This is a genomic window from Acinetobacter amyesii, from assembly GCF_023499985.1.
In the GTDB taxonomy this organism is placed as follows: domain Bacteria; phylum Pseudomonadota; class Gammaproteobacteria; order Pseudomonadales; family Moraxellaceae; genus Acinetobacter; species Acinetobacter amyesii.
In genome coordinates this window covers 1-22,434 of record NZ_JAMCOU010000022.1, presented here as the reverse complement: position 1 = coordinate 22,434, position 22,434 = coordinate 1, and the positions used below count along the sequence as shown (strand labels likewise).

Sequence of the window (22,434 nt, the reverse complement as noted above, 5' to 3'; positions counted from 1 at the left end):
TCGATTTGGGCGATGCCCTTTCCTTATTTTTTTGTCACAATTTCCCACTAGTCCTCATGCTGTGCATCAGGGCCTGGAAACTAAAATTTTGGGGTAATGTTAAATCTTTAAATACCGGCTTAATTCGCTGGATTTTTAATGGCTTGTGTATTGATCTTTCGTGATTGACCTTGAGTTGATGCCTCTACTGACGCTTGTAAATTCACCATAAAAATTGCTAAAGAAGCAATGGCACCGGGAATGGCAATCACCAAGAAGTTCATTTGATGCGGCAAATTCATGGTTAACAGCGCACCAGTAAGTACCGGTCCAACGATTGCACCAATTCGCCCAATGCCCGATGCCCAGCCCATACCTGTAGAACGTACCGTGGTTGGGTAGTATTGTGCGACAAAGGTATAAAGTAAGATTTGTGAACCGATGGTAGCTGCACCTGCAACAGCAATTAAGGTATACAAAACCATTTGCGGACTGTTAAAGCCTAGTAAGATTAAAGCCAATGCGCCACACATGAACATGATGCTCAGTACTTTTTTGATATGGAATCGGTCAGCCAAAGCACCACCACCAATAGCACCTACCATTCCACCAATATTCAGTGCAAAGAGGAAAATCATACTTGCACCAAGCGAATAGCCGGCTTGAATCATCAATTTTGGTAACCAACTTCCAAGTGCATAAACCATCAGTAAGCACATGAAAAATGCAATCCAGAACATAAACGTACTGAAACTACGGCCTTGTTGAAATAATGCTTTTAACGGAGCGTTATCTTCTTCAGAAACTTCATTGAGTACAAATTGAGTATATGTTGTGAGGACTTGTTCAGGGGCAATTTTAGAGACAATCGTTCGAGTCGTATCTGTTTGATGCTTTGAGGTTAAATACATCAATGACTCAGGGAGGAATTTCCAGATTAAAGGCAGTGCAAGACATGGAATAATCGCAATATAAAACATGATTTTCCAGCCATATACTGGCACTAACCAAGCTCCCAATAATGCTGAAGCCATACCACCAATGGCATAACCACTAAACATTAGTGCAACCAAGGTGCTGCGTATACGTTTTGGCGCGTATTCCGTCATTAATGCGACAACGTTCGGCATAACGCCACCGATGCCTAGACCCGCAAGAAAGCGTAAAATACCAAATTCAACTGGGGTACTTGCAAAAGCGCCGCAGAAGGTAAAACCACTAAAAATACCGACACAGATCATAATGGTTTTTTTACGACCAATTTTATCGGACAGTGTGCCAAAACACATGGCACCAAACATCATGCCAAATAAAGCCGTACTTGCCAATAAGCCGGCTTGTACCGCAGATAATGACCACTCTTGCATCAACAGCGGTAAGGCAACGCCATAGATCACCAAGTCATAACCGTCAAAAATAATAATCAAAAGACACCAAATCAATACACCCCAATGAAATGGCGTAAATTTGGCTTCATCAACCAAGGTATTAATATTAATTTTCTGGTTTTGCATAGCCCACCTCCTAATTGTGAAGCTTGTAAAATTCGCTTTTCACAATGAATAAGTTGGTGCTTAATGTCCAAAACCGATTAGGCATGTTTGTATACCTAAAAAGTTGAATACAAATTAATCCCTTGATTCCGCTTTATTTAAATAGATCATTTCATATGTGCAGTTCATCTGAACGTCTAGCGACAGCATACTCAAAACACAGCACGATCATAAGGAATCGCTTCTAAATCATATACTTGATAAACACTATCAAATAAACCACGAATATCTTCGCTTTCATCCATATGACGCACAGCCATAAATACAGGGCTAATCGCGGCTTCATCTAAGATAGGAACAAAGGTTAAATGTGTTAATTGCACACTTTGGGCACTCATTGGGGTGATACAAACCCCTTCGTTCGCTGCAACAAAGCCCAATGCCAGTTGTAATTCACGAACTTCACGTACTTTTTTAGGTTCCAAACCATACTCTGAAAATATGCCACGCACTTGGGTCGAAAAATTCGGTTTATTGTGATTTGGGTAAAAAATCAATTGCTGATCGATCAGATCTGCAAGATATACCCCTTCCTTTTTTTGTGCCAAAGGATGACTAGCATGTAAGGCTACTACTAAGCGTTCTTCGCGCAGTAAAACCCGTTTGATCGCGGGGTCTGAAATACGCAATCGACCAAAGCCGACATCTATACGACCTTCTTTCAATGCTTTGATTTGTTCTGTGGTGGCCATTTCCTCCATTTCTATTTTTAAATGTGGGTGTTGTTGTTTAAATAAATACAAAATATTCGAAAGTAAACCAAACAATAAAGAGCTCACAAAACCAATCGTCACGGTCCGTTCTGTCAAACCGATTCGTTTCGTCATCGATTTTATTTCTTCTGCATTAGACAAAAGTTTTAAAGCATGATGATAAAAAAATTGGCCCGCTTCTGTAGTCTTAAGCGGACGGCTACCGCGTTCAAATAACTGAATTCCAAGCTCATGTTCCAAATTTTGAATCTGCCGACTCAAAGGTGGTTGAGCTATATATAGTTTTTCTGCCGCTTTGGTAAAACTCTGCTCTTCAACCACTGCGACAAAGTATCTTAAGTGTCTTAGTTCCATGGCTATCGATACCTATTAAGTATAATAAAATGCAAATTTGATCTTCGACGTGAAGATTTTATTCTTTTAAGGTATATCACATAGACAGGATTAAGCAACTTTAATCCCATCCAACAGATCAAAAACATCGTGCAGCCCATTACCTGAAAGAAACTTCAGCCGCTACACGAAACAACTTAAAAAGTATTGTTAGACAACCAAACAAGGAACGTGGCAGCCAAAGACCTCTTTTATCGAGTGATAGCCACCCATACTTAAATGCATACTTAAGGAGATATAGTATGAACCGTCAAGAGATTGATGTTCTGGTTAAACAAATGAACGTAGATACAGCGACAGGGCCTGTTGACCAACGTGTACAGCAAGTTGTGGTACGTTTATTGGGTGATTTATTCCAAGCGATTGAAGATCTGGATATTACTCAAACTGAACTATGGAAAGGTCTAGAATATTTTACAGACGCGGGTCAAGCAAACGAATTAGGTCTTTTAGCCGCTGGTTTAGGTTTAGAGCACTACCTTGATTTACGTGCCGATGAAGCTGATGCGAAAGCAGGTATTACAGGTGGTACACCACGTACCATTGAAGGTCCTTTATATGTAGCTGGCGCACCTGAATCAGTTGGCTTTGCTCGTATGGATGATGGTACGGAAACCGATAAAATTCCAACTCTGTTTATTGAGGGTACAGTAACAGATACCGAAGGCAACATCATTGAAGGCGCTAAAGTTGAAATTTGGCATGCCAACAGCCTGGGTAACTATTCTTTCTTTGATAAGTCACAATCTGACTTTAACCTTCGCCGTACGATTCTTTCTGACCAAGACGGTAAATATGTTGCACAAACTACGATGCCCGTTGGTTATGGCTGCCCTCCAGAAGGTACAACTCAATTTGTTTTAGACAAATTAGGCCGTCATGGTAACCGTCCATCACATGTTCATTATTTTATCTCTGCACCGGGTTACCGCAAGCTAACTACTCAATTCAACATCGAAGGTGATAAATACCTTTGGGACGACTTTGCCTTTGCAACTCGTGATGGTCTGGTGGCAACTGCTGTTGATATCACAGACGAAGCTGAAATTGCACGTCGTGGTCTAAACCAACCGTTTAAGCACATTAGCTTTAATGTTGAGTTAGTTAAAGAACAAGCTGCTGCACCAAATACTGAAGTAGATCGTCGACGCGCTAGCGCTTAATTACTCAATCTAAGGAAGCCGAGCTGTCTCATCCAAGTTTGACAACTCGGTGACTATCCCCTCATTGGACAGTCGGAGAATGGACATGCCACGTATTCCTGTAATTAACACCAGCCATCTAGATCGTATTGATGAACTTCTTGTCGATAATTTTGACACTGGTGAATTTAAACTGCACCGCTCAGTATTTACTGATCAAGCGTTATTTGATCTTGAAATGAAATACATTTTTGAAGGTAACTGGGTGTATTTAGCACATGAAAGCCAAATTCCAAATAACAATGATTATTACACGACTCATATCGGTCGCCAGCCGATCATCATTGCACGTAACCGTAATGGTGAACTGAATGCCATGATCAATGCCTGCTCACACCGTGGCGCACAGTTATGTCGTTATAAAAAAGGCAACAAAGCAACCTACACCTGTCCATTCCATGGTTGGACTTTTAATAACTCAGGTAAATTGCTCAAAGTTAAAGACCCTGCTGAAGCTGGTTATTCAGATTGCTTTAACCAAGATGGTTCACATGACTTGAAAAAAGTCGCGCGCTTTGAAAGTTATAAAGGCTTTTTATTTGGTAGCTTAAATCCTGATGTGCCAAGCCTTGAAGAATTCTTAGGTGAAACCACCAAAATTATCGACATGATCGAAGGTCAGTCGGAAAACGGTTTGGAAGTTTTACGTGGTTCATCTACCTATACCTATGAAGGTAACTGGAAACTGACAGCTGAAAATGGCGCAGATGGCTATCACGTATCAGCCGTGCATTGGAACTATGCAGCGACCACTCAGCACCGTAAAGAAGCACAAGCGGCAGATAATATTCGTGCCATGAGTGCGGGTTCTTGGGGCAAGCAAGGTGGTGGTTCTTATGGTTTTGACAGTGGTCACATGTTGTTATGGACCCAATGGGCAAACCCAGAAGACCGTCCAAACTTTAGCAAAGCCGATGAATATACCGAAAAATTCGGCGCACCGATGTCGAAATGGATGATCGAGCGTTCACGTAACCTATGTCTTTATCCAAACGTCTATTTGATGGATCAATTCGGTTCACAAATTCGCGTTTTACGCCCGATTTCTGTCAATAAAACTGAAGTCACCATTTACTGTATCGCCCCTGTCGGTGAAGAGCCAGAAGCACGTACACGTCGTATTCGTCAATATGAAGACTTCTTTAATGCTTCAGGCATGGCAACACCTGACGATTTAGAAGAATTCCGTGCCTGCCAAGCAGGTTATGCAGGGATTGAACTGGAATGGAACGACATGTGCCGTGGTTCAAAACACTGGATTCATGGACCGGATGATGCAGCCAATGAAATTGGATTAAAACCACTATTAAGTGGCATCAAAACCGAAGATGAAGGTCTTTACCTTGCTCAGCATCAATATTGGTTAAAAACCATGAAACATGCCATCGCTGAAGAAAAAGAATTGGCAGAACAAGTCGCAAATGAACAAGGAGATGTCGCATGAATGCAACTGCACATTTAGACAGCGTAAGCATTGAAGCTGTATCTCAGTTCCTCTACCGCGAAGCGCGTTTTTTAGATGATGAACAGTGGGATGAGTGGCTAGCGTGCTATGCCCCATCTGCATCATTTTGGATGCCGGCTTGGGATGACGATGACCGCCTGACAGAAGATCCGCAGTCTGAGATTTCTTTGATTTATTATCCAGACCGCCAAGGTTTAGAAGACCGTGTCTTCCGCATTAAAACTGAGCGTTCATCTGCCACGATGCCAGATACCCGAACCAGCCACAACATTAATAACGTCGAGATTATTGAACGTGATGGTGACAAAGTAACGGTGCGTTTTAACTGGAACACCTTAAGTTTCCGCTACAAAACCAACTATAGCTACTTTGGCATGTCACGTTATGAAATTGATTTTTCAGGTGAGCAGCCAAAAATCCTCAGCAAATATGTTGTTCTGAAAAACGATTATATCAACCAAGTTATTGATATTTATCACCTCTAAAAGCTTATTTCACTAAGCAAGTTTTTACTTTCAGCCAGAAGGATATTTGGCTGAAAGGACACGTTATACCAGATTTTCAAAAGGATATTCAGCCATGTCAAACCATAATGTTGCACTTCAATTTGAAGATGGCGTTACTCGTTTTATTAGTGTTGCTCAAGGTGAAACCCTATCCGACGCAGCCTATCGTCAAAAAATCAATATCCCTCTAGATTGCCGTGATGGCGCCTGTGGGACATGCCGTGCATTTTGTGAGTCGGGTACTTACGACATGCCTGAAGAATCTTATATCGAAGACGCTTTAACCCCCGAAGAAGCTGAGCAAGGTTATATTTTAGCTTGCCAATGTCGTCCAAGTTCAGATGCGGTTTTCCAAATCAGTGCATCATCTGACGTGTGTAAAACTGAAATTCATGAGTTTCAAGGCACATTGTCTCGTGTTGAAAATATGTCGGATTCTACGATTACCTTTGATATTCAACTGGATGAAGATCAACCTGACATTAACTTCTTGGCAGGTCAATACGTCAATGTCGGCATTCCGGGGACTGAAGAAACTCGTTCGTATTCGTTTAGTTCAAAGCCGGGTAATCGTTTAACAGGCTTCGTGGTTCGTAATGTCCCTGAAGGCAAAATGAGTACTTTCCTAAGTGCCGATGCGAAAGCCGGCGACAAAATGACCTTCAAAGGACCTTTCGGTAGTTTTTATCTGCGTAATGTCGTCCGCCCAGTGGTCATGCTTGCAGGTGGTACAGGTATTGCGCCGTTTATGTCCATGTTACAAGTGCTTGAAGAAAAAGGTTCTGAACAACCTGTTCGTCTTGTATTTGGCGTAACCAATGACTTTGACATCGTGGCAAAAGACAAGCTCGATGAATTACAAAGCAAACTCCCGTGGTTCGAATACCGTACTGTGGTCGCTCACCCTGAGTCACAGCATGAACGTAAAGGCTATGTGACCAGTCATGTTGAAAAAGATTGGTTAAACAACGGCGATGTAGATATTTATCTCTGTGGTCCTGTGCCGATGGTTGAAGCTGTACGTGGCTGGTTAGATACAGAAGGCGTTAAACCTGCAAACTTCTTGTTTGAAAAATTCTCAGCGAATTAAGGGAGAATAGTTTAATGTCAGAACAAGCCAGATTTAGCAATAAAGTTGTGATTGTAACCGGTGCCGCTCAAGGTATCGGTCGTGGAGTCGCACTACAAGTGGCCCGAGAAGGCGCTCAAGTGGTATTGGCAGATCTTTCAGATTTTGTTGAAGATACGCTGAACGATATTCAAGCCCATAATGGCGATGCCATTATTATTAAAGCCAATCTTGAAACATATTCAGGCGCTCAATTAGTTGCTACCCAAGCCATTAAAAAATATGGCCGAATTGATATCTTGATCAATAACGTTGGCGGTGCGATTTGGATGAAGCCCTTCCAAGAGTTTTCAGAAGAAGAAATCATTAAGGAAGTTAATCGTTCATTATTTCCAACTATGTGGTGCTGCCGAGCCGTGTTACCTGAAATGATTAAAAATCAGCAAGGGACGATTGTGAATGTATCTTCTATTGCAACCCGTGGTATTAACCGTGTGCCATATTCAGCGTCAAAAGGTGGGGTCAATGGCTTAACCGCTGCACTCGCTTTTGAGCATGCCAAAGATGGTATTCGAGTCAATGCCGTAGCCACAGGTGGCACAGAAGCGCCACCACGGAAAGTACCAAGAAACGCAAACCCATTGTCAGATCATGAAAAACAATGGATGCAAGACGTAGTCGATCAAACCATTGACCGTACATTCTTGGGACGCTATGGCACAATTCAGGAACAAGTCAATGCCATCCTATTTTTGGCATCCGATGATTCATCTTATATGACAGGAACAGTCGTCCCTGTTGGTGGTGGAGATCAAGGTTAATCTCTAAAAATCATTGGTTAAATTCAACAGGCTCATTGACATAGTCGCATGGAGGCAAAAGCGATGGCACCCCTGTTAAAAACATTAAAAGAAGATTGGTCGATCTCAGCGACGGTTGCAGGATTTTTAGCCGTGCTGATCTCCTATTCAGGTCCACTGATTATTTTTTTCCAAGCCGCACAAAAAGCTCAAGTTTCCCCAGCCATAATGATTTCATGGATTTGGGGGATTTCTATTGGTGCAGCACTGGCGGGTATTTATCTCTCTATTAAATATAAAACCCCAGTGATTACCGCGTGGTCAGCGCCTGGTACGGCGCTTTTAGTCACCCTCTTTCCGAATATTTCACTGAATGAAGCCATAGCAGCTTATATCACGTCCGCTATTGTTATTTTTTTGATCGGCATCACTGGTTATTTTGACAAACTCTTAAAATGGATTCCTCAAGATGTCGCTGCGGGGATGATGGCAGGTATTTTATTTCAGTTTGGACTTGGACTGTTCATTGCTACAGATAGTATGCCGATCATTGTCTTTGGCATGTTATTGGTCTTTCTGATTTCTAAAAGACTATCGCCACGCTACGCGATGATTTGGGTCTTATTGACTGGAGTCGTTTTGAGTTTTTCATTAGGAAAAATTAATCCTGTTGATGTGAATTTTCAACTCGCTATACCGCAGTTTATTGCCCCAATTTGGACTTGGAACTCAACTTTAAATTTGGCGATTCCCTTAATCTTAGTCAGTCTGAGTGGTCAATTCCTTCCGGGGATGGCGATCATGAAACTCAGTGGATATGACACGCCAGCCAAGCCGATTATCACAGCGACCAGTATTGCCTCGCTCGCTGTCGCATGTGTCGGAGGCATTACCATTGTTTTAGCGTCTATCACCGCAGCCATGTGTATGGGCAAAGATGCACATGAACTGAAAGAAAAACGCTATATAGCCGGTATTGCCAATGGTATTTTTTATATTTTAGGCGGCTTATTTGCAGGCAGTATTGTCATGTTATTTAGCCTATTACCTAAAGAGTTGGTCGCTGCACTTGCAGGTCTAGCGTTATTAGGTGCGATTGGAACAAATATGTCGGTTGCGATGAAAAATGAGGCCAACCGTGATGCAGCGCTGATCACATTTTTAGCGACAGCCTCAGGTATGCATTTTTTAGGGCTAAGCTCAGTATTTTGGGGGATTTGTATCGGTGTCGCGGCACATGTCATTTTGACCAAACGAGTAGCCACACAAGCACCGATAATAACGACTCAAGATTCTAAAAGTTCATAATATCCAAACGCATTGTTAATACAAAGAAGATGGAAAATTACATCTTCTTTGTTTAATCAAAAATAAAATGCTTTCATTTAGACTTCGGTTAATTCAGGCAATTCTCGATGAGCGATTTCAAAAGCTTCTTGAACATCTAATCCCACAGCAGTCAATAAAAGCTCTACAACTTTGGCAATCCAGTGAACCCTTTAGGCAAATAAGCATAGCAACGCACAGATTCAATTTTTATGATGAAGTAATCGCCACCTAGCCTTAGTTTAAAAAAAACCATCTAATTTGAACCAACATAAACTTTATCAGCAGCGTAAATCTAAAGGTTTTTACCCCCTAAGAAGATTATTTATTGAACAGAATCATTTAACTAAATGATATACTTCAATCAAACTTCAAATGAAAAAAATCGTTAATTAAATTTATAAATGCTTGCACACTAGGTGATGAATTTGTACTGCGCTTACTCATATATAAGTTGATTGTTGGAAGGTCCGTATCTAACTTTTTGACAATAATATTTTCATAAGCAATATCTGCAATATAACTCGGTAAAATCGTACACGACTGTGTGATATTGATTGAATTAATGTTGAATAAAATATTACTGGCGCGTTGGATGATTTTTAAGTTGATCTTTTTGTCTTCTGCAAATTTTAAAATCTTATGATGCAAAACTGACGACACTTCCTCAGCCGGAATAATAAAATCTATTTCTTCTAAAGATTTGACTGATATTTTATTTTGATTTGCAAATGGATGCTGATTATTCATCAAGAAAATCAAAGGCTCTTCAAATATCAACTGGCTCGAAATTTCATGGTTATTAACATCTGCCCTTGATATGGCGATATCAATACGCCCATTATGTAAATCACTGACGATTTGCGTGTCATTTAAGCTCAAAAGTTCAACTTTTAAGTCAGGAAACATCTCTGTGAGTTTCGGAATAATAAAAGGAAAAATTTTCATTTCTGCAACTGGTACAAAGCCAATGGTGATCTTTTGGTCTTTGGCTTTTTTGACTTGGCGCGTCATTGCAACTGCTTTATCGGCACTTTCTAAAATGTTTTTGGCATGTTCTAAAAACACAATTCCTTCATCGGTCAGTTCAACTTTACGTTTAGAGCGAATAAATAACTGTACGCCAATAAACTCTTCGAGATCTTTGATTTGTTGGCTAAGAGAAGGCTGAGCCGTATAAAGTTTTAAGGCCGCTTGGCTAAAATTAAGTTCTTGTGCAACCATGACAAAATATTTTAAATGTCTTAATTCCATTTAAGTCACCTGTGTAGTCCAATCCTTAGGACGTTTTTAATACAATTCTGTTAGCAAGCTAAAATAGTCTTATATTTTGTGGTGAAGTGTTCATTTTTTATTTAAATATCATTTTTTCTCATATTTTACTTCTAAATAGTTCAAAATTTTTAATCAATTGAACTCATGCTAAATTTTTGTGATTTCAAAATAGCGACTTCTCTAGCACCGCAAAATTCAGTTTAGAAATACATTTTCAAATATATATTTTGACAAAAACAAAAAAAAAGGGATCATGTTGCATCATCCCTTTTTTACTTATCTTTGAATTATTTACGCTTTTTCTTACCACTGAGCAGATCTATGGCTTGGGCATAACGTGTAGGTGCAATCCGCTGAATTAAATCAATGATTTTGGCGTCATTGCCGATTAAAACACGACGTTTATTCTGTTTCACTGCATCTAAAATCACTTTTGCTGCAACTTCAGGCGGTGTTTTCAGCACTTTATTAAAGGCTTTCGTGGCTCTATCTGGGTTCATACCCAACGCGCGAATACTGTCACTCATATGTGCGCTATTTGCAATATTGGTTCGAATTCCACCCGGATGCACGCAGGTAGCGCTCACTCCGACATTTTCCAAATCTAATTCTTGACGTAAAGATTCTGTAAAACCACGGACTGCAAACTTCGTTGCATTATAGGCACTTTGAGTCGGTTGAGCTGTCAAACCAAATAAGCTGGAAATATTCACAATATGTCCATCGCCACTTTGTCTTAAGTACGGTAAAAATGCTTTTGTCCCATACACCACGCCCCAGAAATTGATATTCATAATCCACTCAATTTCATCATAATGCATACCTTCTACTGTACTGGCTAGCGCGACACCCGCATTATTAAAGATCAAATTGACCTGACCAAATTCAGCTTGGGTTGCAGCCGCCCATTGCTCGACAGCGGCACGATCAGATACATCTAACTGGGTCTGAGTTATTTTCACACCGGTGTGCTTAATCATTTCAGCCGTTTGTGCAAGGCCGTCGAGGTTGCGATCACTTAATGCTAGATGCGCACCTGATTGAGCCAGTTGAATGGCTAATTGCTGTCCAATACCTGAACCTGCTCCAGTAATGGCTGCGACTTTGTTGTTAAAATTTTTCATCGTTATTCCTATACACACTTAATCCAGTTCAGTGATCAAGCCGCATTTTCGTATTATTCATAGCACAAGCTTAACGAGATCTAATCTATGAATGAAATGATTTTATTTAATTTTAAAATATGAATACTATACATAGTTTTTTAGCGGTATTTCTTCAAATCAAATGAATGTAATTCGTCATGATTAGAGCAAAAATTAAAAGCTTAAATGAGCCTTTTAGCTCCTGCTTTTTTGCGGATTGTAGCTCCAATTTTTTTAAATCAAATTGCGTTTGATATTTATAAAAGTGATACAAACCCCAAATGTTATAAACAAAGCTCAACATTTATTCTATTTTTCTACACGATCCAGATTCTAGATATTCAAAATCAGTATATAAAATCCACAATATATACTTATTTTTTTGTGAATATAGTCCTTGAAGAAAGCAAGGCTGATGCTTTGTAATTTTCCAAGTCTTGTGTATCCACCCTTTGGAAGATCAGGGATGCACATCTCTTACTATGTTCAATAGAGGTTCTAAAATGATAAAAACAACTCTTAGCCTAATCGGTTTATCACTGATGTCTAGCTTAGCATTGGCTGCTGATCCATTGCATGGTACTAAATGGAAAACCATCGATGACCAAACCAAAAAACCTTTATCTGTAGTTCAATTTAACGAAACCTCAAATGGCGTTTTATCTGCAAAAATCGTTGATGTACTCACCCCGGGTGAAGCAGAAAACTGCCAAAAATGTGTAGGTAAATTCCACAATAAACCATTACTCGGTGTACAAATCGTGAACGGTTTAAAAAATACCGGTAAAAATACCTATGACGGCGGTAAAATTACTGACCCCAAAAATGGTAAAACCTATAGCTTCAATGCGAAAATGTCGAATGACGGCAAGACTTTAAATGGTCGTGGCTATATTGGTGTATCTGCGCTTGGACGCAGCCAAACATGGATACGTGTAAACTAATCCTTAGTGTACAAATTCAAAAAGCGGCTCGATTGAGTCGCTTTTTTGCATGAATACTTCAAATATAAAATTATTCGAATATAAAATTTAAACGGTATAACGTTTGCTTAGCCCCCATTCGGCTAATATGCGACGATAGGTTGTGGATGAGCGATCTGCTTCGAAATGCGCCTCCATACTGATATCCAGTGGCAATTCCTCAGGTTTTTGACTTTCCACCATGTCCTGATCTTCAGCAAAAATTTGTGCATTAAAATCATAAACTGCTTGTAAATCTCCTGTGGTATCAAAATTTCGAGTTAAAGGCACAAATAAACGGGTTTTATTATGTGATACAGGACAACAGGCATTTAAGATTTTCAACACCCCATTTTCAGGAAAATCGATGGTTAAAATTGCTGAAAATGGCGGATAGACATCAAATGTTCTTTTCCATAAAAAATCTTCTGGCGCTAAATGTTGTAAGCCATGCGGATAATTACTCACATCACTGAGATATTCTGTATGTAGTCCATAGTCCGTACGTACTGTGGAATATTTTTGTACTTTAGGATTTTCACGGTCTGCAAAGCTCTCATGATGCACCCATGCGAAATGTGCAACATCAATAAAGCCTTCGAGCTGACGCCCACTTGAACCACCAATATCTACATAAGGTGGCAATATCGATTGGTGCTGCTCGGTATCCCACGTGTCTAAATCTGGAAAATTGGCCGTAGATTCGTCTCGGTTAAATAAACTGGTCCACACCAATCCATATTTCAATACAACTGGAAATTTAGTTAATGAAAAACGCTCTGAAATTTGAGTCAGCTCTGGCTGTGCGGGAATTTTTACACACTTTCCTGCGCCGTTATAATGTAAACCATGATATGGACAAATAATGTCTTCACCCTTGACCCAGCCTTTAGTTAATGGCACCCCTCGATGTGGACAAATGTCACGAACCAAATGAATTTTTCCACTTTCAGTTTGATATAACGCCATTTTTACATCGAGTAATTGCACTTGTTGCGGTTCAGTCGAAACATCTTCTACACGTGCAACGGGATACCAATGCTGCGCCAAAATATTCCAGTCGTTAGCATCAAATGTACTGCACTGAGGTTGGGTAAATAAATTGAGTACTGGAATGGCATTCATAGTTCATCTCGACATTTTCAATATTTCTTCAGCATTTAGCATCATCAAAATTTACTAAATCCTTATTTTCTAAGTCGAAATTAAAATCCAAACACATTTCTGTCTATTAGAATGATTTGCATAGATTGTTCTGTTTTTTAGAACATTAAGTGTTGAATACTGCTTGATTTGATAAAGCTGGCATGAATATCGCTTAAAATACATAACATTATGATTCGCTGATCACGCGATAGAGATTGAAGCCTGTATGTCGATTACCTTTTCTAGATTTTCTGAATATTTTATGGCGGTTGCACGCACTGGGAGTCTACGCAAAGCTGCTGAACAACTTTTTATTTCAGTTTCGGCAGTACATCGACAAATCGTTTTGGCAGAGGAAGAACTGGGGGTTGCCCTATTTGAACGATTACCTCAGGGCTTAAAACTGACGCTTGCAGGTGAATTACTGTATGCCGATTTATTAAAATGGCAAAAAGAATATCAACTGACACGAACTCGATTTGATGAAATCCAAGGTTTAAACCGTGGAAACATTGAAATGGGCTTTATTGCGGCTTTGAATGACAGTTTTGTCGTCGACTGCATTCAAAAGATGGCTGAAACTTATCCGTGGATCAACCTCAACATCAACATGAATAGCAGTGATGATATATCCAGAAAAATCGTCGATGCAGAATTAGATTTTGGCATTATCTTAAATCCCAAAAGCCATAGCCAATTAGAGATTTTATCCTTTATAGAAATTCCGTTAGGCTTTGTGATGTCGCCGCATCATACCCTGGGTGGAATGGATAAAATTTATCTTTCAGATACGTTAAATGAACGGCATATTTTACCGAGTGAACCACTCATTATTAGTGAATATGTACAGACTTTATATAAACATCATAAGTTTAGTCCGATTCAAAAGATCGAATGTAATGACATTAGAATGATATTGTCATTGGTTCAGCAACAATTAGGCATCAGTTTGATGTCATACATGGATGCTTTGCCACTGCTTGAGAATAATAAGATTATTTTTAAACCAATCCGTGAAAAAGGCTTACACAGTTTGACCATCGCTTTATGTGTCGCATCGAAGCGCCAAACCTCTCGAATTTCTCAGATCATGATTAATCTTTTGGTGGAAAAAATGGAAGAAATTAAGATCAATTTAAAATCTTTGAACCCCTAAAACCATTATTTAGGCTTTTTTTGTCACTTAATTTTTTGAAAAAAAAATGCCAGTGCGAATAACCCGTACTGGCTGCTGAAAGCTAAAGTTTTATTAGTTTATTTTTTTAATCCAATGGATTACCTACAATATTACTGATAATACCTTTCATAATATGATTGCCTTGTTCCTTACGCAGTTCTGCATACCATTCGCGCGTTACGCTTACATCTTTCATATGGGTTACATCACAACGCTTACGCGCTCGCAGAACCAATTCATTGGCACGTTCATTACGTTTATTTTGATAACGACGCAATGAATCTTGCAACCCTAAAGTATTGATTTGCAAAGAACGGGCTAAATATATTGCGTCTTCCATTGCTTGGCAGCCGCCTTGTCCAATATCCGGCGTTGTGCTGTGTGCTGCATCACCCACAATCACCACACGACCTTTGTAGAAATCTGCAAAAGGTTCAATATCATGAATTTCTACCCGATTGGTTTTTTGGGCATCTACAGCATCAATTAGCTTTTGAACCGGTTCACACCAGCCCTTAAAGTATTCTTTAAATAAAGCCTTATATTGTGTTCGGTCATTTTCTAAGCCTGCTGCTAAAGGGACATCAAAGAAGAAATAGAATCGATTGTCGGCAACGGGCATCAGCGAAACACGTTTACCTTCTCCTACAAATGTCGTCCATTGATCTGCCGCAGCAAATTCTTCTGAAATATCGACTAAACCGTTCCAATTGACATAACCTGCATAGCGGCGCTCAACTTGTTCCCCCAATACATACGCCCGTGTCAATGAATGTGTACCATCGGCGCCAACCAATAAATCAGCCAGAACCTCACTTCCGTCAGCAAAATGTGTGATCACTTGATCATCTTGTTCTGAGAAGCTCACCATTTTTTTGCCTAGATGAATATTCTCACGACCAAATTCATCCATAAGCATATTTTGTAAGTCAGCACGTGAAACGGGATAAGGTCGCTGTCCAACTTCTTCGATTAAAGGAAACAGACTAAACTGCGTCATAACATCGCCCGTTAAGCCATCGATATAGGCTAAATGATCCATCTTGCCACCGAGCTTTTCGACTTGTTCGGTTAGCCCCAAATAGTTCAAACATTTGACACCGTTAGACCATAAAGAAATGGCGGCTCCAACAGGTAAAATTTGTTCTGCCTGTTCATAGATGGTTACTTGGTGTCCAAATTTTTTCAAAGCGATCCCAGTCGTTAGGCCCGCCATACCTGCACCAATAATTGTAATGTCCATCTATAACTCCCCTGTGTTTTTTTAAATATCTTTCTCCTAAAAAGCGAAAAGCATGCCATTTTTTCAAACAAACAATAAAAAATTCTAAAGTTGGCACAGGCTGTGCTTCTAAACACGTGTAAATGCTAGTTTTTATCAAATGTTAAATTTTTAACACTAAAAACAAAATGCATATGTTTTAAATGAAAATAGTGAATGGATTTTATATATGGCGACTTTACTCGCACCAAGTTTTGATATTCCTGCACAATTACAGACACTTACAAATTTAGCAGATGACCGTATTGGTGCAAAAATACTTGAATGTTCAGATGATTTTTTTGCAGAAGCAAAACGCATGCTTCAATTTAATGCACCTATCTTTGTCGAAGATAAATTTGATGAGCATGGCAAATGGATGGATGGTTGGGAAACGCGTCGTAAACGCCATGCAGGTTATGATTGGGCAATTATCCAACTCGGTGTTGCTGGCCGAATTCAAGCCTTAGATATTGATACAACATTCTTTACTGGGAATTATCCAGCTTCCGCATCAGTTGAAGCCTGCTTTGCACCGAGTGGTGAACTAGCACAGGCAGCATGGGTCAATATCTTAGGCAATACCGTATTGGGCCCGAGCCAACACCATATATTGAAGGTCTCAACTGATCAGGTTTTTACCCATGTGCGTTTAAATATATATCCAGACGGCGGTATTGCACGATTTAAAGTCTATGGTGAAGTTCAGGTTCAAATTCAAGACAGTATGAGCACATTAGACCTCGTTGCACTAGAAAATGGTGGACGTGTTATTGCTTATAGTGATGCTCATTTTGGACATCCACGAAACATAATTAACCCTGGTCGCGGCATCAATATGGGAGATGGTTGGGAAACTAAACGTCGCCGTGCACCAGGTTTTGACTGGTGCATTTTGGCTTTGGGCCAATCTGGTGCAATAGAGAAAATTGATATTGATACTGCCCATTTTAAAGGCAACTTCCCTGTGCAGGTTTCCATACAAGCGATTTATGTAGAAGATGCCACTGACCCTCAACTGATTCCGCAAAGTATGTTCTGGCCGTTTTTGCTCGACGCACAAGACATGCAGATGGATCATATTCATAGCTTCGTTAGTGAGATTTTAAAGCATGAAAAAATATCGCATATCCGCATCAATATGATTCCTGACGGGGGGATTAGTCGCATACGGTTATGGGGAAAAATACATCCTTAATTGCAGTGTTAATCAAATAGGAAGCCTTCGTGCTTCCTATGTGTATGGTTTCAATTTTTTTTAATTAAATGCCCTATAAGATATCTAAACATGACACACAGCATAAAAATACAAGCTCTAAGTATTGAAGGCTTTGCGCCTTTTGGTGAGGTTATTTGTACGACTGGACATGATTTTTTCCACATCAATGACGCACATACAGAGCGATATCATGCCCTCGTAGAAACAGAAATTTCAGGTGATGCGGTTGCTGGAATTAGCCTCTTTAGAAATATCAAAACTACTGAGTTGCCTTTTACGATTTCGATGTTGGAGCGTCATCCCAACGGCTCGCAAGCTTTTATTCCAATGCAAGCACAGGCTTTTTTAGTGGTTGTTGCACCTGCGTTAGATGATCACAGTCCCGATCTTACACAGCTATATGCTTTCATTACTGATGGTAGCCAAGGAGTCAATTATCGTGCAGGAACATGGCATCATCCTCTCCTAACACTCGAAGCACCGAGTAGCTTTGCCGTTATCGATCGTATTGGCGCTGGGCATAATTGTGATGTGTTTCAGTTCCCAACGCCTATTCACATTTCAAATTAATGTATTTTTAGCTTAAATACTTACAGTTAAATAGACTAAAAATCACTTAACCATCTGTTAATACATTCTTTATTTAACCTATTGATATAGTTTAATTAAAAAATATCGCAATAAAAAAGCCCTCTACTTCGAGGGCTTTTTTAAACTATAAAGTTTTTATTTTATGAATCATCGTGAGGTTTAAGACTTAAAATCTGCCATGATTAATGTTGCACATCTATCGCCATGCTTGGTTTTTTAACCTGATCTTTGCTCATAGTCACTTCTTTATTTTTAAATAAATTCAGATGATTGAACACAATATTTAAAATAATCGCCATCAAACAAGTCGAACTAATGCCTGAATGAAAGAGTGTTTGCACCCATTTCGGGAAGTTTGCATAGAAAGAATGATCGATAATTGGAATCATTCCTGCTGCAATCGCAGTCGCAACTATGATGAGATTCTTTTGCTCGTTATAGTCAATTTTCGCCAAGGTACGAATACCACTTGCCGCAACTGTTCCAAACAAAACTAAACCTGCACCGCCTAAGACAGGGACTGGAATCGCTGCAATCAGTCGCCCCATAATTGGCAGAACGCCTAATACGACCAAGATCATCCCACCCGCTGCGACAACAAAGCGACTTTTCACGCCTGTAATCGCTACTAAACCGACATTTTGTGCAAAAGCACTTTGCATGAATGAACCGAAGATTGGTGCTGCTGCACTAGATAGCATATCAGCGCGTAAGCCATTGGTAATACGCTCAGCATCTACTTTAGTACCAACAATTTCACCGACAGCAATAATGTCTGCCGTCGTTTCAGTCATAATGACTAAAGTCACGATCAGCATGGCAATAATGGCACTTAACTCAAAAGTTGGCATACCGAAAGCAAAGAAGCTTGGAAATTGAATCCAGTTACCATTTGCAACTTTAGAAAAATCTCCAAAGCCAAAGGCATAAGCGAGCACTGTACCGAAAACGATGGCTAACAAAATAGATAAACGTCGGATGGTTGCATTACGGGTTAAGTTCAGCGCAATCACAATACCCAAAGTCAAAAATGCCAAGCTGATGTTCTCAGCACTTCCCCAGTCTGGTGCTTTATTGTTCCCCCCCATCATCCAGCGTACCGCTACAGGAAGCAATGAAAGACCAATCACGGTGATCACACAGCCAGTCACAATCGGTGGGAAAAAACGAATAATTTTTGAAAAATATGGAGCTAGAAAAAAGCCAATTAGAGATGCAACAATCACCGCGCCATAAACAGCAGAAAGCCCACCGCCTGCGGTTACTATGGCAATCATCGTCGCCACACCTGCAAATGAAACACCTTGTACTAAGGGTAATTTTGCACCGATATATTTCACACCTACGGTTTGTAGGATGGTCGCCAAGCCACCGACAAAAAGCGCCGCCGCAATCAATAAACCGATCTGCGCAGGTTCAAGTCCCGCGGCTGTACCAATAATCAATGGCGGAGCGATAATACCGCCATACATGGTTAATACATGCTGTAGTCCATAGGCAAGGCTTTTCCCTGCGCCTAAATATTCATGTTCTGGTGAAACTGTTTTATCTTGTTCTGTCATTTTTATATCCCCTATTTTTAAACTTTGCTCTTAGCTTCCGCGATACGTTGAATATGCAAATGGGCTGATGAGTAAAGGAATATGAAAATGCTGCGAGGCATCTTTTACATAAAAATGAATCACAGCTTTTGGAAAAAAGGTTTCGGTATTTAAAGTCTGAAAATATTCAGCAGTCGCAAATTCAAGGCTATAAGCACCTGCTGTAAAGTCCTTCAGCGCAAAATCATTGACACGACCATCTGCATTGGTTTGGGCTGAACCTAGTAACTCTCCGTGTGCATTAAATAATTGAATGCTGACGTTTGCTGCGGGTTTGCCTAGATTGGTATCTAAAATATGTGAGCTAATCATGCGCTAAGCTCCTGTTTTAATCTTAATAAGGCAATTTCAGCCAGTTGATGATGAACAATTCGTTTTTCGGTTTCAGGATCATTCAATAATCGATATTGCAGCGCCTGTAATACATCTTCACTACTGAGGCCAGAAGCTTTGATTAAAAAGAGGTATCCGTACTTTTTCTCATACGCGACATTGCCTTTGAGCAATGCAAATTGAGTTTCTTCATCTGCTGAAATTTCAGACTGTTCTCGATTGGAAAATTGTTGCTCTAAACTACTTAATTCAGCCTGTGCCTTTTTTTCACCAATCCGTGGATGGTTATCTAGAGCATTTTTGATTTCATCCCAAGTCCAAGCATTTGCAGCTTTTACTGCTTGCTCTGTGATTTGCGTGACAGAGGTATAAGGGCGCTGCGCCACAATGTGTTCTGCCCAGCCTTCAATTTGCACACAGTGCTTTAAAAAAGTTTTTACATCTGCTTCGGATGCTTTATTAAATTCAACAAGTTGCACTATAAAATCGCCTAAAATTATTGAATGATTGTTCAAATTTAGTTTTGCAATATCAGTGCCAACCTAGGTCTATGATGTCAGTTACCTAAGTTCAGGCCTAAAAAAAGAGGAGCTAAGCTCCTCTTTATCCAAATATTTTTTTATTAGACTGCATGATGTGTATACCAATGTTCCGCGATATCACCACGGCGACAGATCCAGACTTTTTCATGTGATTGCACATAATCTAAGAATCGTTGTAGTGCTTTAAAACGGCCTGGTCGCCCTAAAATACGACAATGCATCCCAATCGATAACATTTTTGGCGCGCTTTCACCTTCTGCATATAGCACTTCAAAAGCGTCTTTAAGGTATTGATAAAATTGTTCACCACTGTTGAAACCACCCGGTGAACAAAACTTCATATCATTGCTTTCGAGTGTATAAGGAATAATTAAATGTGGACGGGTTTGACCACTTTCATTCGTCAAATGACTCCAAAAAGGTAAATCATCACCATAGTGATCGCAGTCATATTTGATTTGCGGAAATTCAGCCAATAGCTGACGTGTGTTGGGACTGTCACGCCCTGTGTACCAACCAATAGGCGTCTTTCCAAATAATGCTTCAAGCACACTAATTGCCTGATCCATGTGCTGACGTTCCAACTCTATCGGCATATCCTGATAATGTAACCAGCGTTGACCATGTGAAACGACATCATAATTGGTTTGTTTGATCGCATCGACAATATAAGGATTGCGTGCTAAAGCCATACCAACGCCAAAGACCGTCATGGGTAAATCACGTTTTTTAAATTCTTCATGAATCCGCCAAAAACCGGCTCTGGAGCCATATTCATACATCGAGTCCATCGACATATGTTTGGCAGGAAAACTGGCCGCTCCAATAATATCGGATAAGAATTGTTCTGATCCTGCATCCCCATGTTCGATGTGGTTTTCTCCACCTTCTTCATAGTTCAACACGAACTGCACTGCGATACGTGCCTGATTAGGCCATACGACTTGAGGTACATCGCCATGATATCCAATTAGGTCTCTGGAATAATCCTGTTGTTGGATCTGGTCAATTAAGTCTTGTCCACGTAAGTAGCCTGTAGTCACTTCAACTTCCTAATTTGTTATATCAAACAGTAAAAAATTAGGTAGAAGCAAGCAAATTATGCGCCAATGTCATAGATGGCTAAATAGCTTTTCATATCAGAGACCATTACCTTTTTTTAAAATATTGAATGGTTGCCCTGAATCATCTGCAATGATTGAAATTTGCCAAATTTCATCTATTTCTGGAAACTTCTGATGCAGTTGATCAATGAAATAGTAATAACCCGGTGTAGTTTCGGTAATATAAATGATTGTATTTGAACACAATATATAGAGCTGAATCTCATCAATGGTTCCAAGATCTTGGCGTACGACATCTATACTTTGAATATCTTTCCATAATATAGTTTTAGTGCTTATTTCAGGCCCAGTTATAGTGTATGTGAAACCATCATTAAAATATTCAAAATCACCTTTATCCTGTCTTAGAATTTCAAATTCGTTTGTTTTATTTTTTATATCTTGTTTTAAATCAATTGAATCTACAAACCAAATATGAGGATGACAAATTATTGCATTCCAAATAATAAAAATACAAAGTGTAAAAAACCATATATTAGCTGTAATTACTATCGTAAGTACTGCCAATATAAATAAGATAAAACCCAAATTTAGGTTTAAAAATAATATAGTTGAAGTTCTTATTGGTAGTTGTACTTTCATTGGCAACTGCTTGAATAAAATATTACCATCATTCAATTTTTCGTTATATTTAAAGTAAAAACAAATTGCCAGTATTAAGAATGAAATTAAACTAATGAATGTAAAATGTTTTTCCCATATTTGCCAATTAGATAAAAAATATATAAAAATGACCATAAATATTGAAATTGAACAATACATCGTAAGTAAGGAATTTAAAAAAATATGCATTCTCATTGTTTGTTTAATCTAGTAATTTTTTAATGGTATAACTATAAAGCCTCTTTCATAAATCAAAAAACGAACAGTCTCTTGCTGATTATTTGTACCGAAGAATTTTAAATATTCATGCATAATCTGCGGATGAATTATATCGATTCAAAGAAGCTTTCTGAAACACAGTTTAAGCGATACACCGGCATATCATGGTCAACCTTTGATTTAATGGTTGAACAACTGAAAATGCATGTTCCTGCTAAAGGTAGACCAAC

The 22,434-nt window shown here is 39.4% G+C and carries 21 protein-coding genes; 10 read left to right on the top strand and 11 right to left on the bottom strand.

Annotated features, from left to right (window positions below; all coding sequences use genetic code 11):
• Positions 1-119: 119 nt before the first annotated feature.
• Together M5F03_RS05340 and M5F03_RS05335 are read right to left on the bottom strand one after the other, a co-directional pair.
• Entirely contained in the window at positions 120-1,493 is a 1,374-nt protein-coding gene (locus M5F03_RS05340; RefSeq protein ID WP_249707270.1) for an MFS transporter, read from the bottom strand.
• Positions 1,494-1,684: 191 nt separating this feature from the next.
• On the bottom strand, positions 1,685-2,599 hold the full coding sequence (locus M5F03_RS05335) for a LysR family transcriptional regulator (RefSeq protein ID WP_180027179.1): 915 nt from the start codon (positions 2,597-2,599) through the stop codon (positions 1,685-1,687).
• Positions 2,600-2,880: 281 nt separating this feature from the next.
• Between M5F03_RS05335 and catA the strand changes: the two genes are divergently transcribed.
• From catA to benE, 6 genes are all read left to right on the top strand, one after another.
• Positions 2,881-3,801 (top strand): catechol 1,2-dioxygenase, encoded by a 921-nt coding sequence (gene catA / locus M5F03_RS05330; RefSeq protein ID WP_078193335.1) that lies wholly within the window; start codon positions 2,881-2,883, stop codon positions 3,799-3,801.
• Positions 3,802-3,886: 85 nt separating this feature from the next.
• Positions 3,887-5,284, top strand: coding sequence for a benzoate 1,2-dioxygenase large subunit (gene benA / locus M5F03_RS05325; RefSeq protein ID WP_078190863.1), 1,398 nt, complete (start codon positions 3,887-3,889; stop codon positions 5,282-5,284).
• A complete protein-coding gene (gene benB, locus M5F03_RS05320; protein WP_078190730.1) occupies positions 5,281-5,790 on the top strand; it encodes a benzoate 1,2-dioxygenase small subunit in 510 nt (169 codons plus the stop codon). Before benA ends, benB begins: the two co-directional genes overlap by 4 nt.
• Positions 5,791-5,884: 94 nt before the next feature.
• Positions 5,885-6,901 (top strand): benzoate 1,2-dioxygenase electron transfer component BenC, encoded by a 1,017-nt coding sequence (gene benC / locus M5F03_RS05315; protein ID WP_111884641.1) that lies wholly within the window; start codon positions 5,885-5,887, stop codon positions 6,899-6,901.
• A 14-nt stretch (positions 6,902-6,915) separates the two neighbouring features.
• Entirely contained in the window at positions 6,916-7,701 is a 786-nt protein-coding gene (benD, locus tag M5F03_RS05310; RefSeq protein ID WP_111884640.1) for a benzoate diol dehydrogenase BenD, read from the top strand.
• 63 nt (positions 7,702-7,764) lie between these two features.
• Complete coding sequence (gene benE / locus M5F03_RS05305) at positions 7,765-8,988, top strand: benzoate/H(+) symporter BenE (RefSeq protein ID WP_249707269.1); 1,224 nt, start codon at positions 7,765-7,767, stop codon at positions 8,986-8,988.
• Positions 8,989-9,366: 378 nt separating this feature from the next.
• Here benE and hcaR read toward each other — a convergent pair whose 3' ends face one another.
• Both hcaR and M5F03_RS05295 read right to left on the bottom strand, forming a co-directional pair.
• Positions 9,367-10,260, bottom strand: coding sequence for a DNA-binding transcriptional regulator HcaR (gene hcaR / locus M5F03_RS05300; RefSeq protein WP_180133767.1), 894 nt, complete (start codon positions 10,258-10,260; stop codon positions 9,367-9,369).
• 308 nt (positions 10,261-10,568) lie between these two features.
• The gene (locus M5F03_RS05295) at positions 10,569-11,405 is read right to left on the bottom strand and encodes an SDR family NAD(P)-dependent oxidoreductase (RefSeq protein ID WP_249707268.1); all 837 of its coding nucleotides are present in this window, start codon (positions 11,403-11,405) and stop codon (positions 10,569-10,571) included.
• Between the two features lie 524 nt (positions 11,406-11,929).
• On the opposite strand from M5F03_RS05295, the gene M5F03_RS05290 reads away from it, so the two are divergent.
• Positions 11,930-12,370, top strand: a complete 441-nt coding sequence (locus M5F03_RS05290; RefSeq protein ID WP_249707258.1) for a DUF2147 domain-containing protein — start codon at positions 11,930-11,932, stop codon at positions 12,368-12,370.
• An 87-nt stretch (positions 12,371-12,457) separates the two neighbouring features.
• On the opposite strand, the gene M5F03_RS05285 is transcribed toward M5F03_RS05290, so the two are convergent.
• Positions 12,458-13,513: a Rieske 2Fe-2S domain-containing protein gene (locus M5F03_RS05285; protein ID WP_078193340.1), complete on the bottom strand. Its 1,056-nt coding sequence runs from the start codon at positions 13,511-13,513 to the stop codon at positions 12,458-12,460.
• Between the two features lie 247 nt (positions 13,514-13,760).
• On the opposite strand from M5F03_RS05285, the gene M5F03_RS05280 reads away from it, so the two are divergent.
• A complete protein-coding gene (locus M5F03_RS05280) occupies positions 13,761-14,690 on the top strand; it encodes a LysR family transcriptional regulator (RefSeq protein WP_180079085.1) in 930 nt (309 codons plus the stop codon).
• A gap of 106 nt (positions 14,691-14,796) precedes the next feature.
• Here the strand turns inward: M5F03_RS05280 and hpxO are convergent, their stop codons facing one another.
• On the bottom strand, positions 14,797-15,954 hold the full coding sequence (gene hpxO, locus M5F03_RS05275) for an FAD-dependent urate hydroxylase HpxO (protein WP_180079084.1): 1,158 nt from the start codon (positions 15,952-15,954) through the stop codon (positions 14,797-14,799).
• A gap of 208 nt (positions 15,955-16,162) precedes the next feature.
• On the opposite strand from hpxO, the gene alc reads away from it, so the two are divergent.
• Both alc and M5F03_RS05265 read left to right on the top strand, forming a co-directional pair.
• Positions 16,163-17,170 (top strand): allantoicase, encoded by a 1,008-nt coding sequence (alc, locus tag M5F03_RS05270; protein WP_249707256.1) that lies wholly within the window; start codon positions 16,163-16,165, stop codon positions 17,168-17,170.
• A gap of 90 nt (positions 17,171-17,260) precedes the next feature.
• Entirely contained in the window at positions 17,261-17,761 is a 501-nt protein-coding gene (locus tag M5F03_RS05265; RefSeq protein WP_180035231.1) for an ureidoglycolate lyase, read from the top strand.
• A gap of 203 nt (positions 17,762-17,964) precedes the next feature.
• Here the strand turns inward: M5F03_RS05265 and M5F03_RS05260 are convergent, their stop codons facing one another.
• From M5F03_RS05260 to M5F03_RS05240, 5 genes are all read right to left on the bottom strand, one after another.
• On the bottom strand, positions 17,965-19,344 hold the full coding sequence (locus tag M5F03_RS05260) for a nucleobase:cation symporter-2 family protein (protein ID WP_249707254.1): 1,380 nt from the start codon (positions 19,342-19,344) through the stop codon (positions 17,965-17,967).
• Between the two features lie 30 nt (positions 19,345-19,374).
• Entirely contained in the window at positions 19,375-19,695 is a 321-nt protein-coding gene (gene uraH, locus M5F03_RS05255) for a hydroxyisourate hydrolase (RefSeq protein ID WP_180023718.1), read from the bottom strand.
• The gene (gene uraD, locus M5F03_RS05250) at positions 19,692-20,195 is read right to left on the bottom strand and encodes a 2-oxo-4-hydroxy-4-carboxy-5-ureidoimidazoline decarboxylase (protein WP_249707252.1); all 504 of its coding nucleotides are present in this window, start codon (positions 20,193-20,195) and stop codon (positions 19,692-19,694) included. Before uraD ends, uraH begins: the two co-directional genes overlap by 4 nt.
• Before the next feature lie 143 nt (positions 20,196-20,338).
• Positions 20,339-21,301 (bottom strand): allantoinase PuuE, encoded by a 963-nt coding sequence (gene puuE / locus M5F03_RS05245; protein ID WP_249707250.1) that lies wholly within the window; start codon positions 21,299-21,301, stop codon positions 20,339-20,341.
• A gap of 96 nt (positions 21,302-21,397) precedes the next feature.
• The gene (locus tag M5F03_RS05240) at positions 21,398-21,964 is read right to left on the bottom strand and encodes a hypothetical protein (protein WP_249707248.1); all 567 of its coding nucleotides are present in this window, start codon (positions 21,962-21,964) and stop codon (positions 21,398-21,400) included.
• Positions 21,965-22,434 lie beyond the last annotated feature (470 nt).

What these genes read in the sequence shown, in the direction of transcription:
- M5F03_RS05335 (WP_180027179.1), bottom strand. Translation starts at nt 2,599, where the DNA reads ATGGAACTAAGACACTTAAGATACTTTGTCGCAGTGGTTGAAGAGCAG.
- M5F03_RS05290 (WP_249707258.1), top strand. Translation starts at nt 11,930, where the DNA reads ATGATAAAAACAACTCTTAGCCTAATCGGTTTATCACTGATGTCTAGC.
- uraH (WP_180023718.1), bottom strand. Translation starts at nt 19,695, where the DNA reads ATGATTAGCTCACATATTTTAGATACCAATCTAGGCAAACCCGCAGCA.
- benE (WP_249707269.1), top strand. Translation starts at nt 7,765, where the DNA reads ATGGCACCCCTGTTAAAAACATTAAAAGAAGATTGGTCGATCTCAGCG.
- M5F03_RS05285 (WP_078193340.1), bottom strand. Translation starts at nt 13,513, where the DNA reads ATGAATGCCATTCCAGTACTCAATTTATTTACCCAACCTCAGTGCAGT.
- benB (WP_078190730.1), top strand. Translation starts at nt 5,281, where the DNA reads ATGAATGCAACTGCACATTTAGACAGCGTAAGCATTGAAGCTGTATCT.
- benC (WP_111884641.1), top strand. Translation starts at nt 5,885, where the DNA reads ATGTCAAACCATAATGTTGCACTTCAATTTGAAGATGGCGTTACTCGT.
- hpxO (WP_180079084.1), bottom strand. Translation starts at nt 15,954, where the DNA reads ATGGACATTACAATTATTGGTGCAGGTATGGCGGGCCTAACGACTGGG.
- catA (WP_078193335.1), top strand. Translation starts at nt 2,881, where the DNA reads ATGAACCGTCAAGAGATTGATGTTCTGGTTAAACAAATGAACGTAGAT.
- M5F03_RS05340 (WP_249707270.1), bottom strand. Translation starts at nt 1,493, where the DNA reads ATGCAAAACCAGAAAATTAATATTAATACCTTGGTTGATGAAGCCAAA.
- M5F03_RS05260 (WP_249707254.1), bottom strand. Translation starts at nt 19,344, where the DNA reads ATGACAGAACAAGATAAAACAGTTTCACCAGAACATGAATATTTAGGC.
- M5F03_RS05295 (WP_249707268.1), bottom strand. Translation starts at nt 11,405, where the DNA reads ATGAAAAATTTTAACAACAAAGTCGCAGCCATTACTGGAGCAGGTTCA.
- benA (WP_078190863.1), top strand. Translation starts at nt 3,887, where the DNA reads ATGCCACGTATTCCTGTAATTAACACCAGCCATCTAGATCGTATTGAT.
- M5F03_RS05240 (WP_249707248.1), bottom strand. Translation starts at nt 21,964, where the DNA reads ATGAAAGTACAACTACCAATAAGAACTTCAACTATATTATTTTTAAAC.
- alc (WP_249707256.1), top strand. Translation starts at nt 16,163, where the DNA reads ATGGCGACTTTACTCGCACCAAGTTTTGATATTCCTGCACAATTACAG.
- benD (WP_111884640.1), top strand. Translation starts at nt 6,916, where the DNA reads ATGTCAGAACAAGCCAGATTTAGCAATAAAGTTGTGATTGTAACCGGT.
- M5F03_RS05280 (WP_180079085.1), top strand. Translation starts at nt 13,761, where the DNA reads ATGTCGATTACCTTTTCTAGATTTTCTGAATATTTTATGGCGGTTGCA.
- hcaR (WP_180133767.1), bottom strand. Translation starts at nt 10,260, where the DNA reads ATGGAATTAAGACATTTAAAATATTTTGTCATGGTTGCACAAGAACTT.
- M5F03_RS05265 (WP_180035231.1), top strand. Translation starts at nt 17,261, where the DNA reads ATGACACACAGCATAAAAATACAAGCTCTAAGTATTGAAGGCTTTGCG.